Here is an 18153-nt window from a genome sequence, read left to right as displayed (position 1 = left end):
CGGAGCGGCCACAAAGGGCCACCGCGCTGACCGGGGCAACCGCGAAACCCGCGAACCGGACGCCGCGCCGCCCGGCGCTACGCCGACGCCGTCAGCTCGCGGCACTTCTTGACGTCCGCCGCAATCGCGTCCAGCAACGCCTCGATCGAGTCGAACTTCTCCTGGCCCCGCACATACGCCAAGAAGTCCACCGCCACATGCAGCCCGTACAGCTCCAGACCCACCCGGTCGATCGCGTACGCCTCCACCGTCCGCTCCGTGCCGTCGAACTGCGGGTTCGTGCCCACCGAGATCGCGGCCGGCATCCTCTCGCCCGTCGCCGTCAGCCACCCCGCGTACACCCCGTCCGCGGGGATCGCCGTGTGCGGCAGCGTCTCCACGTTCGCCGTCGGGTAGCCCAGCTCGCGGCCGCGCTGCGCGCCGCGCACCACCACGCCCTCGACGCGGTGCGGGCGGCCCAGGATCTCCCCCGCGCCCTCGACGTCGCCGGAGGCGATCAGGCGGCGGGTCAGGGTCGAGGAGAAGGGCTCGCCGCCGCCCGCCGCGCCGCTGACGAAGAGGTCCACGACCTCGACCTCGTAGTCGTACGTCGCGCCCAGCTCGGCCAGGTACGCGACATTCCCCGCGGCCTTGTGGCCGAAGCGGAAGTTCGGGCCCTCGATGACCGCGCGTGCGTGCAACTTGTCGACCAGGACCTTCACGATGAAGTCCGCGGGGGACAGCTTCGAGAACTCGATGGTGAAGGGAAGGATCAGCACTGCGTCGACGCCCAGCTCCGCCATCAGCTCGGCGCGCCGGTGGTGCGGCGCGAGCAGCGGCGGATGGCTGCCGGGGCGGACGACCTCGCTCGGGTGCGGGTCGAAGGTCACCACGACCGAGGGCACCCCGAGCTCGCGCGCCCGCTCCACCGTCCGCCCGATGATCAGCTGGTGTCCGCGGTGGACCCCGTCGTAGGAGCCGATGGTGACGACGCTGCGTCCCCAGTCCTGGGGGATGTCCTCCAAGCCACGCCAGCGCTGCACTGTGACCGCTCCTCGCCCGAACCTGTGTACGTCATTGCCTATTACGCAGGTCTAAGACTGCCATGCCCGCGACTTTCGGTTCGCATCGGCATCGGGCTGCCGAGGCTCCCGAGCATCCGGCGAGCGCTCGGGCCGACCACCGAGGCCCACTCCTGCGGCGCCCGGTCCAGCCATCCCGCGAGAAGCGCGGCGAATCCGGGGACCTCACGGGCCAGCTCGACGAGCCGCCGGTCGAGGCAGGTCGCGCCGTGGGGCGTGCGGACGAAGAGCAGGCCGGTGCGGTGGACGAGCTCGCGGGTGTGGGCTTCGGGCCGGGTCGCGCAGCCGTGCGCGGCGGCCCGCAGCAGGCCGTCGAGGACGGCGAGGACTGCGGGGTCAGGTGTGGCGTACTCCTCGTATTCTGCGGCGTACCCCTCGTACTCCAGGTGTTCCAGGTGTTCCAGGTATTCCAGCAGCACGTCCAGGAGCTCGGCCCGCAGCGGCCGCGAGGCCCGGCTGCCCGGCGCGGCGAGGACGGGCGCGAGTGCGATCCGGGCCCGGCTGGGACGGTCCCGCAGCAGGCCGGTGACCAGCGGGAACAGGGTGGCGCGGGCGGCCGGGCCGTGTTCCAGGCGGCGGTCGACGTAGGCGGCGGCGTGGGCGGCGCCTTCGGGCCGGCGGTCGATGTACTCGACGACGAGCGCGGCGCCGAGACGGGCCGACTCGGGGTCGGTGACCTCGGCCAGAGCCCGCAGCACCTCCCCCGCGCCGTCCCCGGGCCGGTGCAGCCGGGCCCGGAAGGCGGCCAGGACAGGCTCGGGGTGCGTGGGGAGCGCGGCGGCCAGGGCGCTCGCGGGCACCCGCGGGTCACCGACCTCGAAGGCCGCGAGCGCCCTGGTGAGATAGCGGGAGCGGGTGCGGGAATCGTGGACGAGAAGGGCTAGGGCGGAGCCGTGCAGGGCGGTGTCGGCGGGCCTGGCGAGCAGGGCGAGGGCGGCGTACCTGAGCAGCTCGCGGTCGGCGTCGGTGGCGACCCGGGCGGCGGCGGCCACTGCGCAGTTGGCGGCCGCGACCCGCCGCTCGGGGCGCGGGTCCTGCGCCCAGCGGTCGACGGCCTGGCACAGGGCGGACGGCTCCTCCTCGGCGAGCGCGGCCAGCAGCTCGTCGGCGCGGGGGTGGGCGGTCGCGACGAGAGCCTCGGTCAGGTCGTCCACGGCGAGGCCGCGGCGGGCGTAGAGCATGGCCTGCGCGGCGGCGGCCACGGTGGGCCGCACCTCGGCATCGGGGCCGGCGGGAAGCGGCGTGGCGTCGGTGAACCAGCGGCAGAGCAGCGGCTGTACGGTGCTGGGCTCGGCGACGAGCCGCGCGAGGACGGAGTCCAGATAGCGCGGCTCCGTGCGATGCCCCGGCACCCCGTCGGCGGGCACGAGCCGCCGCAGCAGATCGAGCCGCTGGGCCTCGGTCACCCGCAGCCGCTCCCAGAACCACGGCCCGAACTCGCCGAGCCCGCCCAAGCGCCGGGGCCCGCCTTCGTGTACGGAACGCCGGGTGATCCGCTCCGCGAGCAGCCGCAGCACCGGGAGATACGCGCCGGCGTCGGGCACCCGCAGCAGCGCCTCCCCCAGCAGATGGGCTGCCCACCACCGGGCATCGTCGAGCCGCGCGCCCGCCCCGCCACTCGCGTCCTCCGGCGCGTCCAGCCTTTCGCGCCCGTCCAGCCCGCGCCCCTCCAGCCCGTCCAGCCCGTCCAGTGCTTCGACCAACTTCTCCAGCCTGTGCGCCAGTTGCCAGGGGCCGCGCGTCCGGTCGAGGAGCAGCAGGGCCTGTACCACCGGGCCGATGCGATGCCGCGGAACCGGCAGTGAGTGCGGCTCGCCGTCCCCCGAGCCCGGCGGCGTTGGCACACAACTGCTCCCGCGCCCGCTCGCCCCCGGCCGCGACGGCAGCCCCGCAGGCGCCCGCGTGTGCCGGCGGTGAACCAGGGCGTCGAGTGCCGCGTCGAGGTCGACGTGCGCGCCCTGCAGCCAGTCGGCGAACTCCTCGTGCGCGAAGCGATAGCCGGTGCCCGCCGGGACCAGCAGGCCCTCGGTGAGCACTGCGGACGCCCACCCGGTTCCCCACGGGAAAATCTCGTCGAAGGACTCACGGTGCAGCTCCCCCTGCCCGGATCCGAGGCAGCGTCGCGCCGCCTCATGGACCTGGCCCGCCACCTTCGCCGCCAGCCTGCGCACGGCGGAACCCCGCAGCGGCGGCCGTGAGGCGGCGGCGAGGCGGACCGCGATCCGCATGCACAACAGGTCTAGATAAGCGGTGAAGACTTCCTCGCGGGACGGCCGCCCCGGCACCTCGCCGGGCAGCGCCTCCCGAACCTCCGCGAGCAGCCGCAGCGCGAGCGGATGCCGTTCGTCCGCGGTGGCGACCGCCCCGGCCGGGAGCCCGTAGCGCTCCCGTGCGCGCTCCGCCTCGCCGGCGGACAATGCCGTGATGTGCAGGGCGGGCGGCAGCCGGTGCGCGGGCGTCGCGGGCCGGTGCAGTGCTTCCGGTGGATACAACGCCCCGGCCTGCTCCCAGTGTTCGGGCCTGCAGCCGAGGACCATCCGCACACCGCGGGAACTCAGCCAGTTCACGGTCTTGGCCGTCCAGCCCGGGAGCCCGTGGGCCAGTGCGGGCGGCATCTCCTCGGGTCCGTCGAGCAGCACGAGCAGCGGCCGCCCCGCCTCGCGGGCGAGACGCGCGACGCGCTCCGGGGTGACGAGGTCCATGTCGACGCGCGCGCCAGAGGATGTGAGGATGCGGCAGGCCTGTTCGAGGGTGCGGGCGACGGCGTCGGCGACCGAGGTGTCACCGGCGTGCAGGTCGGCGCCGCGCAGCCACACGGTGGGCGCCGGTTCCGGTCCGCGGGCCCGCCGGGCAGCGAGCGCGGCGAGTTCGGTCGTGCGGCCCGTTCCCGGTTCGCCGACGAGCCCCATCACCAGGGCAGTGAAAGCGGTGAACTCCCGTACCGTGTCCGGTCGTTCCACCGGATCGGGCCAATTGCCCGGCCCCCCGGCCGACTCCACAGAGGTCGTGGTGAGCTCCAGCACGGCCGCGAGGTTGAGGTCCTGGCCGTACCCGGGGACGGTCGCGGCGTTGCGCCGCAGCAACTCGGCGAACGGCTCGCCCGTGGCCCGCAGCGGCAGCGCGAACCCGGCCGCCCGGTGGGCGGATTGCAGCGCCGTGCCAAGGACGCCGAGCACCGCGCCGGTCGCGGAATCGAGCACCGGTCCCCCGGCGGCCTCGCCGCCCAGCCGCAGCGCGTCGCTGCCGTCCGTCCCGATCGCCAGCTCCAGGGCGTCGCCGACCGGGTAGAGGCGATCGGCCGCGGTGTACGTGACCTGGGCGGCGCCGAGCACGCGCGCCTCACGCCAGCCGCGAGCGGCGAGCCGTACGTACGCCCCCGCCTCGACCCGTTCCCGCGCGCTGATCGGCAGCGGCCGGACCCCGAGCCCCTCGGTGCGCACCAGCGCCAGGCCGGCTTCCGGCAGTGGGACGATGGCGTCGGCCTCGGCGAGGCAGCTGCGGTGGCCGGGCGCGTGGAGCACCAGCCGTGCGAGCCCGTCGACCGCCTCATGGCTGGTCACGACCGTGCCGAGCTCGTCCGCGACGAACCCGGTCCCGCGCGGACGCCCCGCCGGATCGCAGATGTGTACCAGCGTCGCAAGGTCCCCGCGTCCCATGCCGACGACGTTAGGTCGATGATGATCAGCGGGAGAAGCAGGCATGCCGAAAGCGCCCCCTCAGTGCACCCGCCATCACTCCGAGCGCCTGCCCGAAGGGGTGAATCCGTGGGCGACCGCGGATAGACCTTCTCCCGAGGGGGATCGTGGAACGGGCAGCGGCCCTGCCCGTTCCACGATGGGATCACTCCCGGCCGGTGCGCTCAGCCGAAGACGGCAAGGCTCTTGGCCTTGCCCTTCTGCTCCTCCACCAGCGCCAGGAACCGCCCGTCGGGCCCGAAGGCCGCCACCGGCGCGGTGTCGAACGCCGGCATGTCGAGGCGTACGCCATTGGTGAGCAGCTTGGCACGCCTCTCGTCCACGTCCCAGCGCGGGAACGCGGCGGCGGCCGCCTCGGCGATCGGCATCACGGTCAGCTCCTGCTGGAGCTGCTCGAGTGTCTTCGCCGCGTCCAGTCCGTACGGACCGACCCGGGTGCGGCGCAGCGCGGTCAGATGCCCGCCGACGCCGACATCGGCGCCGAGGTCACGAGCGAGGGCGCGGATGTACGTACCGGAGGTGCAGACCACCGATACGACCAGGTCGACGACGGGCGTCCCGTCCTCGGCCACCGTCTCGCGGACGTCGTACACCCGGAACGAGGAGACGGTCACCGGACGTGCCGGAATCTCGAAGTCCTCGCCGCCGCGTACGCGCGCGTACGACCGCTTGCCGTCGATCTTGATGGCGCTGACCTTCGACGGCACCTGCATGATGTCGCCGGTCAGCTCGGCCACACCCGCGTCGATGGCCTCCCGGGTAACCCCGGAGGCGTCCGCGGACGACGTGATCTCGCCCTCGGCGTCGTCGGTGACGGTGTTCTGCCCCAGCCTGATGGTGCCGAGGTACTCCTTCTCGGTCAGCGCGAGGTGCCCGAGCAGCTTGGTGGCCTTCTCGACGCCCAGCACCAGCACTCCGGTGGCCATGGGGTCGAGCGTCCCCGCATGCCCGACGCGGCGAGTTCTGGCGATCCCGCGCATCTTGGCGACGACGTCGTGCGAAGTGAAACCGGACGGCTTGTCGACGATGACAAGGCCGTCCGGCGTCCTGTGAGGCTGTGTCATTCCGAGGCTTCGTCCTCGTCCTCGGGCTTGCGGTACGGGTCGGCCTCACCGGCGTACGCGGCACCCGAAGAGGCCTCGCGCACCTTGGCGTCGGAGGCCCGCGCCTTGTTGAGGAGGTCGTCGATCGTCTTGGCGTTCTCCGGGAGTGCGTCCGCCACGAACGTCAGGGTGGGCGTGAACTTGGTCCCCGCCGCGGCCCCGACGGACGAGCGCAGGATGCCCTTGGCGCTCTCCAGCCCGGCTGCGGCGCTGGCCCGGTCCTCGTCGTCGCCGTAAACCGTGTAGAAGACCGTGGCCTCCCGCAGGTCACCGGTGACGCGGGTGTCCGTGATGGTCACGTGCGTACCCAGGCGGGGGTCCTTGATGCCGCGCTGCAGCTTCTCGGCGACCACCTCCCGGATGAGGTCCGCCAGCTTCTTCGCCCGCGCGTTGTCGGCCACTGGTCCTTCTCCTTCTCTGCCTTGCTCATTCAGTCTTCGTCGCTGTGGAGCCTGCGTCTCACCGACAGCAGCTCCACGTCCGGCCGGGCGGCGACAAAGCGCTCGCACCGGTCGAGTACGTCTGTGAGGTGCCCCGTGTCCCCGGACACCACTGCCAGGCCGATCTCGGCCCTGCGGTGGAGGTCCTGTCCGCCCACCTCCGCCACGCTCACCGCGTATTTGCGCTGGAGCTCGGCCACGATCGGGCGGACCACGGAGCGTTTCTCCTTCAACGACCGTACGTCGCCGAGGAGCAGATCAAAGGACAGCGTCCCCACATACATGTATGTCCGGATGTCCCGCCGGTACGGGTTAGAGGGCCCCTGGGTCACTTGGCAGGGACACAAGAACCGTACACGCAACGGCCGGGGCCGATCGACGGAAATACTCTCCGCCGACCGGCCCCGGACCGCAGTGCTGCCTAGGGGGCTACGCCCCAAGGCCGCGTCAGCCTCGCGGCTTCTCGCGCATCTCGTACGTCGCGATGACGTCGTCGATCTTGATGTCGTTGAAGTTTCCGAGGTTGATACCGCCCTCGAAGCCTTCGCGGATCTCGGTGACGTCGTCCTTGAAGCGGCGCAGACCCTGGATGTTGAGGTCCTCCGCGACGACCTTGCCGTCGCGGATGAGCCGGGCCTTGGTGTTGCGCTTGACCTCGCCGGAGCGGATGAGAACACCCGCGATGTTGCCCAGCTTGGACGAGCGGAAGACCTCGCGGATCTCCGCCGTACCGAGCTCGACCTCTTCGTACTCCGGCTTGAGCATGCCCTTGAGGGCCGCCTCGATCTCCTCGATGGCCTGGTAGATCACCGAGTAGTACCGGACGTCGACGCCTTCGCGCTCCGCCATCTGCTGGGCACGCCCGGCAGCGCGGACGTTGAAGCCGATGACGATGGCGTCGGAGCCCATCGCCAGGTCGATGTCCGACTCCGTGACCGCACCCACACCACGGTGCAGCACCCGGATGTCGACCTCTTCGCCGACGTCGAGCTGGAGCAGCGAGGACTCGAGAGCCTCCACCGAACCGGACGCGTCGCCCTTGATGATGAGGTTGAGTTCCTGCACCAGGCCGGCCTTGAGCGCCTCGTCCAGGTTCTCCAGGGAGAACCGGACACCCTTGCGGGCGAAGTTGGCGTTCCGCTCACGGGCGGCGCGCTTCTCGGCGATCTGGCGGGCGGTGCGGTCCTCGTCGACGACCAGGAAGTTGTCGCCGGCACCGGGGACGTTGGTGAGACCCAGGACCAGGACGGGAGTGGCCGGAGCCGCTTCCTCGACGTTGTTGCCGTTGTCGTCGAGCATCGCCCGGACACGGCCGTACGCGTCACCGGCGACCATCGTGTCACCGACGCGGAGCGTTCCGCGCTGGACGAGCACGGTGGCGACGGCACCACGGCCGCGGTCGAGGTGGGCCTCGATCGCAATACCCTGCGCGTCCTGCTCCGGGTTGGCCCGCAGGTCGAGCGAGGCGTCCGCGGTGAGGATCACGGCCTCCAGCAGGGAGTCGATGTGCAGACCCTGCTTGGCGGAGATGTCGACGAACATCGTGTCGCCGCCGTACTCCTCGGCGACCAGACCGAACTCGGTGAGCTGACCGCGCACCTTGGTCGGGTCGGCACCTTCGACGTCGATCTTGTTGACCGCGACCACGATCGGCACACCGGCCGCCTTGGCGTGGTTCAGCGCCTCGATCGTCTGCGGCATCACACCGTCGTTCGCCGCGACCACGAGGATCGCGATGTCGGTGGACTTCGCACCACGGGCACGCATGGCGGTGAACGCCTCGTGACCGGGGGTGTCGATGAAGGTGATCTTGCGCTCTTCACCGTTGACCTCGGTACCGACCTGGTACGCACCGATGTGCTGCGTAATACCGCCGGCCTCGCCCGCAACGACATTCGTCTTGCGGATCGCGTCCAGCAGTCGGGTCTTACCGTGGTCGACGTGACCCATGACGGTCACGACCGGCGGACGGGACACGAGGAACTCCTCGCCGCCCTCGTCCTCGCCGAACTCGATGTCGAAGGACTCGAGCAGCTCGCGGTCCTCCTCCTCGGGGCTGACGATCTCGAGGACGAAGTTCATCTCGTCCGCGAGCATCTTCAGCGTCTCGTCGGAGACGGACTGCGTGGCAGTGACCATCTCGCCGAGGTTCATCATCACGCCGACGAGCGACGCCGGATTGGCGTTGATCTTCTCCGCGAAGTCGGTGAGGGACGCACCGCGCGACAGACGGACGGACTGTCCGTTGCCACGAGGCAGCATCACACCGCCGACCGACGGGGCCTGCATGGCCTCGTACTCCTGGCGCCTCTGCCGCTTCGACTTACGGCCACGACGCGCCGGGCCGCCGGGACGACCGAAGGCGCCCTGCGTGCCACCACGGCCGCCGGGACCACCGGGACGTCCGCCGAAGCCGGGACGGCCACCGCCGCCACCGAAGCCGCCGCCACCACCGGGGCCACCGCCACCGGGACGACCGGCGAAACCGCCGCCGCCACCGGGACGACCGCCACCACCGGGACCGGCGGGACGACCGGCGAAGCCGCCGCCGCCACCGGGACGACCGGCACCGGCGCCGCCGGGACGACCGCCGCCGCCACCGGCACCGGGACCACGGCCACCGCCGCCACCAGGACCGCCACCAGGACGGGGACTGGCAGCAGGACGCTGCGGCATCATGCCCGGGTTCGGGCGGTTACCGGCGGGGGCGCCACCAGGGCCTCCGGCAGAACGCGGAGACTGCGGACGCGGCATGCCGCCGGGGGTCGGACGGGAGCCGCCGGGGCCCTGAGGCCTCGAGGGACCGGAGTGCGCGCCGCCGGGGCCACCCTGCGGACGCGCGGCAGCGGGACGGTCCTGACCGCCGCCGGGGCGCGGGGCACCACCCGGACGGGGCGCCTGCGGGCGCGCCATACCGGTGGAGCCACCCGAGGTGAAGGGGTTGTTGCCCGGACGAGGACCGGCCGGACGACCGCCGGGGCGCGGGGCGCCCTGACCGGCGGGACGCGCCGGACGCTCGCCACCACGGCCACCTTCGCGGCCACCGTCACGACCGCCGTCACGCTGACCGCCGGCCGGAGCCGGACGGGCAGGACGGGGGCCGGGCGTGGCACCCGCGGGACGCGGGGCCTGCGGCGCGCTGGGCTGCGCCGGAGCCGGGGCCGAGAACTCGGCCGCGGGCACCGGAGCCGCCGGGGCGGGCTTGGCCGGTGCGGGCTTGGGACCCGGACGCGGGCCGGCGGAAGCCGGGGCCGCGGACGGGGTACTGGGAGTGCTGGGGGTGCTGCTCGCCGGAGCCTCGGCTGCGGCCGGCTTGGGGGCCGGGACGCCGGGCTTGGGGGCAGCGGGACGAGCCGACGACGCCGGGGAGGGCGCGCCAGGCTTGGCGGGCGCGGCCTTGCGAGGCGCGCCGGGCTTGGCAGCGGACTTGCCGGCGGTGCCGCCGGGTCCCTGCAAAGCATCAGTCAACTTACGTACAACCGGCGCCTCGATCGTCGAGGACGCCGAACGCACGAACTCACCGAGTTCTTGGAGCTTGGCCATGACGACCTTGCTCTCTACGCCGAACTCCTTGGCGAGTTCGTATACCCGGACCTTAGCCACTTCGCTCCTTTTAGGTCCGGGTTACCGCCGGACCGTCGCTACTTCATGGGCGTACTCATCGCGTACTCATCGAGTGCTCATCGCAATCTCGACCTACTTCCAACTCGCGAGGTACCTGACCGCACGGGATTCCGTGCCGTACTTCTTCTTACTGTGCTGCCTGCTCGACATACCGCCGCATTTCCGCGGTATCGAGCGGTCCCTGGACCCGGAAGGCCCGAGGGAACGCCCGGCGACGAACCGCCAGGTCGAGGCAGACCAAGGCGGGGTGTACATACGCACCCCGGCCGGGCAGCGTACCGCGATCATCGGGGGCGCAAGCGCCACCGATCACCACGATGCGCAGCAGATCGGTCTTGGCCGCTCGCTCCCGGCATCCCACACAGGTTCGCTCAGGGCATACGCGGGCCTGCGTCCGACCAGACACGTTCAGTCTACCTCCCCGCACGGACCTCACCCCTTGGGGGCAAAAATCGAACGGTTGTTGTCTCGATCTAGGTGAGGCCCGCCGTCAGCGCGACGAGGGCCCTCCCGAGCCGGGAGCCCGGGGTTTTACCCGGAAGGACACAGCTTCCTCAGCCCCGGTCGGAGTCCCGGTCGGAATCCCGGTCGGAATCCCGGTCGGAGTCCGCCTCGGCGCTCTGCTCCGTGTCGGGGCGGATGTCGATACGCCAGCCGGTGAGGCGGGCGGCCAGCCGGGCGTTCTGCCCCTCCTTGCCGATCGCCAGCGACAGCTGGTAATCGGGGACGGTCACCCGGGCGGAGCGGGCGGCGAGATCGACGACCTCGACCTTGCTGACGCGGGCCGGCGAGAGGGCGTTGGCCACCATCTCGGCCGGGTCGTCCGACCAGTCGACGATGTCGATCTTCTCGCCGAGCAGCTCGGCCATGACATTGCGCACTCGGCTGCCCATCGGGCCGATGCACGCACCCTTGGGGTTGAGGCCCGAGCGCGTCGAGCGTACGGCGATCTTCGTGCGGTGGCCGGCCTCGCGGGCGATCGCCGCGATCTCGACGCTGCCGTCCGCGATCTCCGGGACCTCCAGCGCGAAGAGCTTCTTCACCAGGTTGGGGTGGGTGCGGGAGAGGGTCACGGACGGGCCGCGCACTCCCTTGGCGACGCGCACGACGTACGTACGCAGGCGCAGGCCGTGGGTGTACTCCTCGCCCGGCACCTGCTCCTGCACCGGCAGGATCGCCTCGAGCTTGTCGTCCAGCCTGACCAGGACGTTCTTGGGGTCCTTGCCCTGCTGCACCATTCCGGCGACGACATCGCCCTCCCGGCGGGCGTACTCACCGAAAGTGACGTCGTTCTCCGCGTCCCGCAGCCGCTGCTGAATGACCTGGCGTGCGGTGGTGGCGGCGATCCGGCCGAAGTCGGAGGGGGTGTCGTCGAACTCCTTGGGCTCCTGGCCCTCCTCGAGGTCGGCCGGGTCCTCCTTGGCCCACACCGTCACATGGCCGGTGTCGCGGCTGAGCACGACGCGGGCGTGGCGGCGGCTGCCCTCGGTCCGGTGGTATGCGATGAGGAGAGCCGACTCGATCGCCTCGACCAGCAGTTCGAAGGGGATCTCCTTCTCTTGTGCCAAGCCCTTCAGGAGCTTTACGTCGATGTCCACGGCTACGCCTCCTCTTCCTTCTTGTCCTTGCGGTTGAACTCGAGCTCCACACGGGCCTTGGCGATCTCGGCGAAGGCGATCCGGCGGGCGGTGGGCTTGCGTCCCTTCACACCCGGCACCTCGAGGTCGAGTCCCTCGTCGTCCACGGTGAGGATGCGGGCAACCAGCTCGTCGCCGTCGTGCAGCTGGAGCAGGGCCAGTCGGCCAATGGCACGTACGTAGTGGCGGTGCTCGGACAGCGGGCGGTCGGCGCCGGGCGAGCTCACTTCGAGGACGTACTCGTCCTCGCCCATCGCGTCCGTCTCGTCCAGCTTCTCGGAGATCGCGCGGCTCAGCTCGGCACAGGCGTCCAGCGTGGCGCCCTCGTCGGAGTCCACGACAATCCTCAGCACACGGCGCCTGCCTGCCCGGGACACCTCGATCTCTTCCAGATCCAGGTCCGCGGCGCTGACGAGCGGTTCCAGCAGCCCGCGCAGCCTCTCGCTCTGGGTGGTGCTCATCCGGGTGACTCCTCGGCCGCGTGTGCTGTTGTGGGATCGTCGCGTGTCAGATCAAAGGGTATCCGGTCCCGGGGGGTGTTGCCGTCCACCTGGTTGGGACCCGCAGGTACGCTCGCCTGCGGCGATGATCACTGCGAGGTCCGAGGGAGACAGGCGTGGGGCGCACGGGGACGACACGCAGGCGTGCGCTCATGGTGACGGGTGCGGCCGCGGCCGCGGTGTTGACGGGCTGTTCGACCGAGGAGACCGAGGAGCAGGAGCGCCGGCGGACGTCCGGCTCGGTGGCGGACCCGGCTCGCGCGGAGGCCGCGCTGCGGCGTCGGCTGGCGACGGCGAGCGGGGCGCTGCTCGACCAGTACGACGCCGTCATCGCGCAACATCCGGCACTGTCGGGCCAGTTGACGGCTCTGCGGGCAGCGGTGGCCGAGCATGTCACGGCGCTCGCGGGTCCGGCGGTGACCGCATTGCCCGCGGTCGCCCCGCCGGCCGTTCCCGCCGATGCGGGGGCCGCGCTGAAGGCGCTGGCCACGGCGGAGCGCCAGATCTCCGACGCGCACTCCGCGTCCCTGGTCGACGCGGAGCCGGAGCTGGCGCGGCTGCTCGCGTCGGTCGCGGCTGCCGGCGCCGGCCATGCGTACCTGCTGACGAAGAGGGACTCGTGATGAGCACGCTGGACGCGGTACAGGCCGCGCTGGCCGCTGAGCACGCGGCGGTGTACGGATACGGCGTCGTCGGCGGCCGGATCGGCGACGACCGCGAGGGCGAGGCCACCGCCGCGTACGCCGCGCACCGGTCCCGGCGGGACTCGCTTGCGCGCACCGTGCACGACCTGGGCGGGACGCCCGCCGCGGCGGCGGCCGCGTACGCGCTGCCCTTTCGGGTGCCGGACGCGGCGGCTGCCGTACGGCTCGCTGCGCTGCTGGAGGACCGGGTGGCGGGCGTCTACTCCGATCTCGTACGGGCCGCGGAAGGGCCACTGCGGCGGGAGGCCGCGGGCGCGCTCCGCGAGGCGGCCGTACGCGCGGTGCGGTGGCGCGGGAGCGGCGTAGCCTTTCCTGGGCTCGCCGAGCGGACCGGGAGTCGAGCGCGCTGAACCGGAAAGGTAACAACGGACGCATGGCTTTCGAACCGCCGCGGCGGCTGGTCCAGGCGCTGGGCGAGAGCGAGGACTGGCTCGGGCAGCTGCCGAAGGCCGTCCAGGAGGCGGCGGACCGGTGGGAGCTTGACGTCGAGCGGGTGGTGGCGCCGGGCGGCCGGAGCAGTATTGTCCTGCTCGTACGGCGGCCGGACGGGTCGTCGGCGGCGCTGAAGGTCGCCCCGCCGTCCGCCTCGCCCGAGCTGGAGCGGGCAGCGCTGGAGCACTGGGACGGCTGGGGCGCGGCCCGGGTGCTCGCCTCCTGGGACGGCGCGCTGCTGCTGGAACGGCTGCACTTGGAGGTGTCGCTGCGGTCCCTGCCGGAGGCCAAGGCGCTCCTGGAGGCGGCGGGGACGGTGCGGCGGTTGTGGGTCGAGCCGCCGGCGGAGCACGGCTTCGAGACGGTGGCCGAACGGACGGCGCGGCAGGCGGACGCGATGCGGGCGTTCGCGGAGCCGGGCGCGGCTTCGCTGATCTCCGCGGCGCTCGCCGCCCGGGACGAGCTCACCGCGTTCTCCCCCGAACTCCTGCTGCTGCACGGCAACTTCCGCCAGGGCAAGGTCCTGGCGGCCGACCGCACACCGTGGCTGGCGGTGGGCCCGGAGCCGCTGGTGGGCGAGCGCGCGTACGACCTGGCCCGCCTGGTCCGCGACCGGGTAGAGGACCTGATCGCCACCGCCGCGGGCGCATCGGCGGCCCGCCGCCGGGTGAACAAGCTCGCGGACTCGCTGGAGGTGAACCGGGAGCGGTTGCGTGGGTGGACGCTGTTCCGTGCGGTGGAATCGGGCACGAGAGCGCTGACAGCGGGGCGGCGTCGGGAGGGCGAATTGGCGCTGGAGTTCGCGGGCTGGCTGTAGCTCCCCGCCCCGCCCCCGGGGGAGGGGCGAACGCGGGTGGAGTTTGCGCCCCACACCCGTAAGCGCCCGCTCGACGGCGACCACACGGCACGGCACGGCAGCCTGGGTCGTACCGGGCGGCGCGCGAACTCGGTATCACCCGGCCGACCGCGAGCAGCCCGGATCCGCGCGATGAAACACCGGCCCGGGATGGCGCTGGCCGACCCCACCCCGCACGGGTCGCGGCTGACTGCAGCCCGGGCGGGCGGCCCGCACGCTCGGGTATCACCCGGCCGACCGCGAGCAGCCCGGATCCGCAGGATGAGGCGCCCACTGGGGGTGGCACTGGTCGACCACTCCCCGCGCGGGTCCAGGCGCACGCCCGGCTCCGCCGCGACCGCACGGCGCCACCCCCGCCCCGCACCGCGGGGCCGAGTACGTCGCAGGCGCCCGCGCGGGCCTGGGGGCGGGCGGGCCCTGCCCCCCCCGCCACGCGCCGAAGCCGGGGGTGGGGGAAACTCGCCCCGCGGCCCCCTTACGCGCTGAGCCGCGCCACCGCCTCCGCCACGGTCAGCTCCTCGCGCTCGCCCGTGCGGCGGTCCTTCAGTTCGACCACGCCCTCCGACGCGCGGCGGCCCGCAACCACGATCTTGGGAACGCCGATCAGCTCCGCGTCCGTGAACTTCACACCCGGCGAGACCCCGGCCCGCTCGTCGACCAGCACACGCAGGCCCGCCGCCGACAGCTCGTCCGCGACCTGAAGGGCCAGTTCCGTCTGGAGCGCCTTGCCCGCGGCCACCACGTGGACGTCCGCCGGGGCGATCTCGCGCGGCCAGCACAGGCCCTTGTCGTCCGCTGTCTGCTCGGCCAGCGCCGCGACCGCGCGGGAGACGCCGATGCCGTACGAGCCCATGGTCACCCGGACCGGCTTGCCGTTCTGGCCGAGGACGTCGAGCTGGAACGCGTCCGCGAACTTACGGCCGAGCTGGAAGATGTGGCCGATCTCGATCGCGCGGTCGATGTTGAGGCCCGTGCCGCACTTCGGGCAGGGGTCGCCCTCCTCGACCACGACCACGTCGAGGTACTCGTCGACCTCGAAGTCCCGCCCGCACACCACATTGCGAGCGTGCGTGTCCGGCTTGTTCGCTCCGGTCACCCATGCCGTACCCGGCGCCACCCGCGGGTCGGCGATGTAGCGGACCTTCTCCAGGCCCTGCGGGCCGACATAGCCGCGTACGAGATCGGGGCGGCTCGCGAAGTCCTCCGCCGTGACCAGCTCGACCTCCGCCGGCGACAGGTGCTCCGCCAGCTTGCCCAGGTCCACCTCACGATTGCCGGGCACGCCCACCGCCGTGATCTCGCCGTCGACCTTGACCAGCAGGTTCTTCAGCGTCGCCGACGCCGGCACACCCAGGTGCGCGGCGAGCGTCTCGATGGTGGGGGTGTCGGGGGTGTCCAACTCCTGAACCGGGCCGTGGGACGAGGCGTCAGCCGCGACCGCGGTGAAGGTCACGGCCTCCGTGTTCGCCGCGTACTCACACCCCGGGCAGTCCACGAACGTGTCCTCTCCGGCCGGTGCGGGCGCCAGGAACTCCTCGGACGCCGAGCCGCCCATCGCGCCCGAAACCGCCGAAACGATGCGGTGGTCGAGCCCGAGCCGCTCGAAGATCCGGATGTACGCCTCGCGGTGCAGCGCGTACGACTCGGCCAGGCCCTCGTCCGTGGTGTCGAAGGAGTACGAGTCCTTCATCTGGAACTCGCGGCCGCGCAGCACTCCCGCCCGCGGACGCGCCTCGTCCCGGTACTTCGTCTGGATCTGGTAGAGGATCACCGGCAGGTCCTTGTAGGACGAGCACTGGTCCTTGACGATCTGCGTGAAGATCTCTTCGTGGGTGGGGCCCAGGAGATAGTCCGCGCCCTTGCGGTCCTTGAGCCGGAACAGCAGGTCGCCGTACTCCTCGTACCGCCCGCTCGCGTCGTACGACTCCTTGGGGAGGAGCGCCGGGAGAAGCACCTCCTGGCCGCCGATCGCGTCCATCTCCTCGCGCACGACCCTGGTGATGTTCTCCAGGACCTTCTTGCCGAGCGGCAGCCAGCTCCAGATGCCGGCAGCGGTCCGCCGCACATACCCGGCGCGCACCAGCAGCTTGTGGTTGAGCGTCTCGGCGTCCGCCGGGTCGTCGCGCAATGTCTTGACCATCAGACGGGACATGCGCTGGACCTGGGCCATGGGGAAATCTCCTGCGTCAAGAAAGGGTGATGCTCAGGAGGTTAACCGGGCGGCCCGTGCGGGCGGAAATCACTTCTCGCGCAGCAGCGGCAGCAGGGCGCCCATCACGGCGTACGGACTGGGGGCGCTGGGGAACATCACCTGGCGCGCGAGGTCGTGGTAGCCGAGCGCGCGGTACAGGCCGCGGGCCGGGCTCTCGGTGTCGATCGCGGACAGGATGGAGCGCGGCTGGTCGACGCCGTCGGTGATCGTGGTGATCAGCGAGCGGCCGATGCCGCGGCCCTGGTAGCCGGGGTGGACATGGAGTTCGGTGATGACGAAGGAGTCGTCGAGCCAGCTGTCGGTACCGCTGCGGCGCAGATACGGCTCGACGACGGTGGACCACCAGTGCGTGCGGTCGTTCGGCATGCCGTAGACGAAGCCGACGAGGCGTCCCGACTCCGTCAGAGCGCCCAGCGCATGGGCCCCGGGACACATGAGGTGGCGGTAGACGATATGGCGGCGCACGTCGATCTCGTCATCGCTGAGCCCGAAGGCGAGGGCCTGCACGGCGAGGGCTTCGTCGAGCCGGGCGGCGAGATCGACCGGCCCGACCACGACGCTGGGGGTTTGCGGTCCGCCGCCTGTGAGTGCTGCCATGCGGGAACCCTACTTGCCGTCGCGCACGGTCAGAACAGCACGCTCATGAAGGCGCCGACCTCGCGGAAGCCGACCCGACGGTAGGCCGCCCTGGCTGCGGTGTTGTAGTCGTTGACGTAGAGGCTGGCGACCGGCGCGATCTCATCGAGTGCGTAGCGCAGCACGGCCGCCATGCCGGTTTCGGACAGTCCGCGGCCGCGGAACTCCGGTGCGACCCAGACGCCTTGGATCTGGCAGGCCTGGGTGGTGGCGGCGCCGATCTCGGCCTTGAAGACGACCTTGCCGTCGTCGATGCGGGCGAACGACCGTCCAGCGCCGATGAGTTCGGCAACCCTGGCCTGGTAGAGCAGCCCGCCGTCGCCGGCCATCGGCGAGATGCCGACCTCCTCGGTGAACATCGCCACACAGGCCGGCATGATCACCTCCATCTCGTCCTTGCGGATGCGCCGGACGTACGGATCGGGCTCGATGGCGTGGGGGAGCTCCTCGGTGACCATGAGGGGCTGGTTGGAGCGGACCTCTCTGGCCGGGCCCCAGCTCGGCTCGAGCAGCCGCCACAGCTGGGTGGCGGACTCGACCGGGCCGACTATCGAGGAGCATCGGCGGCCGGTCCTGCGCGCCCGGTCGGCGAAGGCGCGCACCGCCTCGGGGGTTGCGCAGATGGGGACGAGATTGGCGCCGGAGTAGCAGAGCGAGCGCAGCCGTCCGTCCGCGTACCAGCCCCACATCTCGCCGCCGAGGCGCCATGGGTCGAGCCCCGCGACTTGGACGCGGGACGTGACGAATGCGTTCGTCACAGGCTCGCTCTCGAGGATGGCGAGCGCTGCGCCGAGTTCACTGGGTTCGAGGACCCGGGTGGTGGTCTGCGTCAACACGAGGGGGCCTCACCATACGGTCTGCTGGTCTCCGCACTGTACCTGGCAGGTCTGCAGGGTGCCGAGCCCAGCGCAAGGCCCCGCCACACGCCATGGGGCGTGCACGGGGCCCGTACCGAATCGACGGCCTGCCGGGGCCCTCTGGCCTGACCGGCGTGCGACCGGGGCGTCAGGAGCTGACCGAGACCTCGGGCTCGCCCGAGACGATGCCGTCCCGCTCCATCTGCTCGGCGATCTTCATCGCCTCTTCGATGAGGGTCTCGACGATCTTCGACTCGGGCACGGTCTTGATGACCTCGCCCTTGACGAAGATCTGACCCTTGCCATTGCCCGAGGCAACGCCGAGGTCGGCCTCGCGGGCCTCGCCCGGGCCGTTGACGACACACCCCATCACCGCGACGCGCAGCGGCACCTCCA

The 18153-nt window shown here is 71.9% G+C and carries 16 protein-coding genes; 3 read left to right on the top strand and 13 right to left on the bottom strand.

What is annotated here, in order from left to right; genetic code table 11:
* Window positions 1-77: 77 nt before the first annotated feature.
* From J7E87_RS21275 to rimP, 9 genes are all read right to left on the bottom strand, one after another.
* Complete coding sequence (locus J7E87_RS21275; protein WP_215096076.1) at window positions 78-1022, bottom strand: bifunctional riboflavin kinase/FAD synthetase; 945 nt, start codon at window positions 1020-1022, stop codon at window positions 78-80.
* Between the two features lie 41 nt (window positions 1023-1063).
* A complete protein-coding gene (locus J7E87_RS21270; RefSeq protein WP_215096075.1) occupies window positions 1064-4717 on the bottom strand; it encodes a serine protease in 3654 nt (1217 codons plus the stop codon).
* A 203-nt stretch (window positions 4718-4920) separates the two neighbouring features.
* Window positions 4921-5820, bottom strand: coding sequence for a tRNA pseudouridine(55) synthase TruB (truB, locus tag J7E87_RS21265; RefSeq protein ID WP_215096074.1), 900 nt, complete (start codon window positions 5818-5820; stop codon window positions 4921-4923).
* Complete coding sequence (rbfA, locus tag J7E87_RS21260; protein ID WP_215096073.1) at window positions 5817-6260, bottom strand: 30S ribosome-binding factor RbfA; 444 nt, start codon at window positions 6258-6260, stop codon at window positions 5817-5819. Before rbfA ends, truB begins: the two co-directional genes overlap by 4 nt.
* A gap of 29 nt (window positions 6261-6289) precedes the next feature.
* Window positions 6290-6583, bottom strand: coding sequence for a DUF503 domain-containing protein (locus tag J7E87_RS21255; protein ID WP_215096107.1), 294 nt, complete (start codon window positions 6581-6583; stop codon window positions 6290-6292).
* A gap of 163 nt (window positions 6584-6746) precedes the next feature.
* Window positions 6747-9902, bottom strand: coding sequence for a translation initiation factor IF-2 (infB, locus tag J7E87_RS36190; RefSeq protein ID WP_215096072.1), 3156 nt, complete (start codon window positions 9900-9902; stop codon window positions 6747-6749).
* Window positions 9903-10050: 148 nt separating this feature from the next.
* Entirely contained in the window at window positions 10051-10329 is a 279-nt protein-coding gene (locus J7E87_RS21245) for a YlxR family protein (protein WP_215096071.1), read from the bottom strand.
* 148 nt (window positions 10330-10477) lie between these two features.
* Complete coding sequence (nusA, locus tag J7E87_RS21240) at window positions 10478-11521, bottom strand: transcription termination factor NusA (protein ID WP_215096070.1); 1044 nt, start codon at window positions 11519-11521, stop codon at window positions 10478-10480.
* A 2-nt stretch (window positions 11522-11523) separates the two neighbouring features.
* On the bottom strand, window positions 11524-12021 hold the full coding sequence (gene rimP / locus J7E87_RS21235) for a ribosome maturation factor RimP (protein ID WP_215096069.1): 498 nt from the start codon (window positions 12019-12021) through the stop codon (window positions 11524-11526).
* Between the two features lie 155 nt (window positions 12022-12176).
* On the opposite strand from rimP, the gene J7E87_RS21230 reads away from it, so the two are divergent.
* Genes J7E87_RS21230 through J7E87_RS21220 form a run of 3 tightly spaced genes read left to right on the top strand, consistent with a single transcriptional unit; the run spans window position 12177 to window position 14013 of the window.
* Window positions 12177-12683 (top strand): hypothetical protein, encoded by a 507-nt coding sequence (locus J7E87_RS21230; RefSeq protein WP_215096068.1) that lies wholly within the window; start codon window positions 12177-12179, stop codon window positions 12681-12683.
* The gene (locus tag J7E87_RS21225) at window positions 12683-13114 is read left to right on the top strand and encodes a ferritin-like domain-containing protein (RefSeq protein ID WP_215096067.1); all 432 of its coding nucleotides are present in this window, start codon (window positions 12683-12685) and stop codon (window positions 13112-13114) included. The genes J7E87_RS21230 and J7E87_RS21225 overlap by 1 nt, the downstream gene beginning before the upstream one ends.
* 23 nt (window positions 13115-13137) lie before the next feature.
* Window positions 13138-14013, top strand: a complete 876-nt coding sequence (locus J7E87_RS21220) for an aminoglycoside phosphotransferase family protein (protein ID WP_215096066.1) — start codon at window positions 13138-13140, stop codon at window positions 14011-14013.
* Window positions 14014-14527: 514 nt separating this feature from the next.
* Here J7E87_RS21220 and J7E87_RS21215 read toward each other — a convergent pair.
* The 4 genes from J7E87_RS21215 to J7E87_RS21200 form a co-directional block, all read right to left on the bottom strand.
* Window positions 14528-16222, bottom strand: a complete 1695-nt coding sequence (locus J7E87_RS21215; protein ID WP_215096065.1) for a proline--tRNA ligase — start codon at window positions 16220-16222, stop codon at window positions 14528-14530.
* Between the two features lie 69 nt (window positions 16223-16291).
* On the bottom strand, window positions 16292-16861 hold the full coding sequence (locus J7E87_RS21210) for a GNAT family N-acetyltransferase (RefSeq protein ID WP_215096064.1): 570 nt from the start codon (window positions 16859-16861) through the stop codon (window positions 16292-16294).
* A gap of 29 nt (window positions 16862-16890) precedes the next feature.
* Window positions 16891-17736, bottom strand: coding sequence for a GNAT family N-acetyltransferase (locus tag J7E87_RS21205; protein ID WP_215096063.1), 846 nt, complete (start codon window positions 17734-17736; stop codon window positions 16891-16893).
* 169 nt (window positions 17737-17905) lie between these two features.
* Window positions 17906-18153: flavodoxin-dependent (E)-4-hydroxy-3-methylbut-2-enyl-diphosphate synthase (locus J7E87_RS21200; RefSeq protein WP_215096062.1), on the bottom strand; the 248-nt coding region annotated here is incomplete at its 5' end.

The organism is Streptomyces sp. ISL-1, from assembly GCF_018614585.1.
GTDB lineage: Bacteria > Actinomycetota > Actinomycetes > Streptomycetales > Streptomycetaceae > Streptomyces > Streptomyces maoxianensis.
The sequence above is the reverse complement of the archived record's forward strand: the minus strand, read 5'-3'. Positions and strand labels throughout refer to the sequence as shown.

Excerpts from the sequence above, each read along its gene's own strand:
- J7E87_RS21270 (WP_215096075.1), bottom strand. The coding sequence starts at position 4,717 with ATGGGACGCGGGGACCTTGCGACGCTGGTACACATCTGCGATCCGGCG.
- truB (WP_215096074.1), bottom strand. The coding sequence starts at position 5,820 with ATGACACAGCCTCACAGGACGCCGGACGGCCTTGTCATCGTCGACAAG.
- J7E87_RS21255 (WP_215096107.1), bottom strand. The coding sequence starts at position 6,583 with ATGTATGTGGGGACGCTGTCCTTTGATCTGCTCCTCGGCGACGTACGG.
- rimP (WP_215096069.1), bottom strand. The coding sequence starts at position 12,021 with ATGAGCACCACCCAGAGCGAGAGGCTGCGCGGGCTGCTGGAACCGCTC.
- J7E87_RS21225 (WP_215096067.1), top strand. The coding sequence starts at position 12,683 with ATGAGCACGCTGGACGCGGTACAGGCCGCGCTGGCCGCTGAGCACGCG.
- J7E87_RS21220 (WP_215096066.1), top strand. The coding sequence starts at position 13,138 with ATGGCTTTCGAACCGCCGCGGCGGCTGGTCCAGGCGCTGGGCGAGAGC.
- J7E87_RS21215 (WP_215096065.1), bottom strand. The coding sequence starts at position 16,222 with ATGGCCCAGGTCCAGCGCATGTCCCGTCTGATGGTCAAGACATTGCGC.
- J7E87_RS21210 (WP_215096064.1), bottom strand. The coding sequence starts at position 16,861 with ATGGCAGCACTCACAGGCGGCGGACCGCAAACCCCCAGCGTCGTGGTC.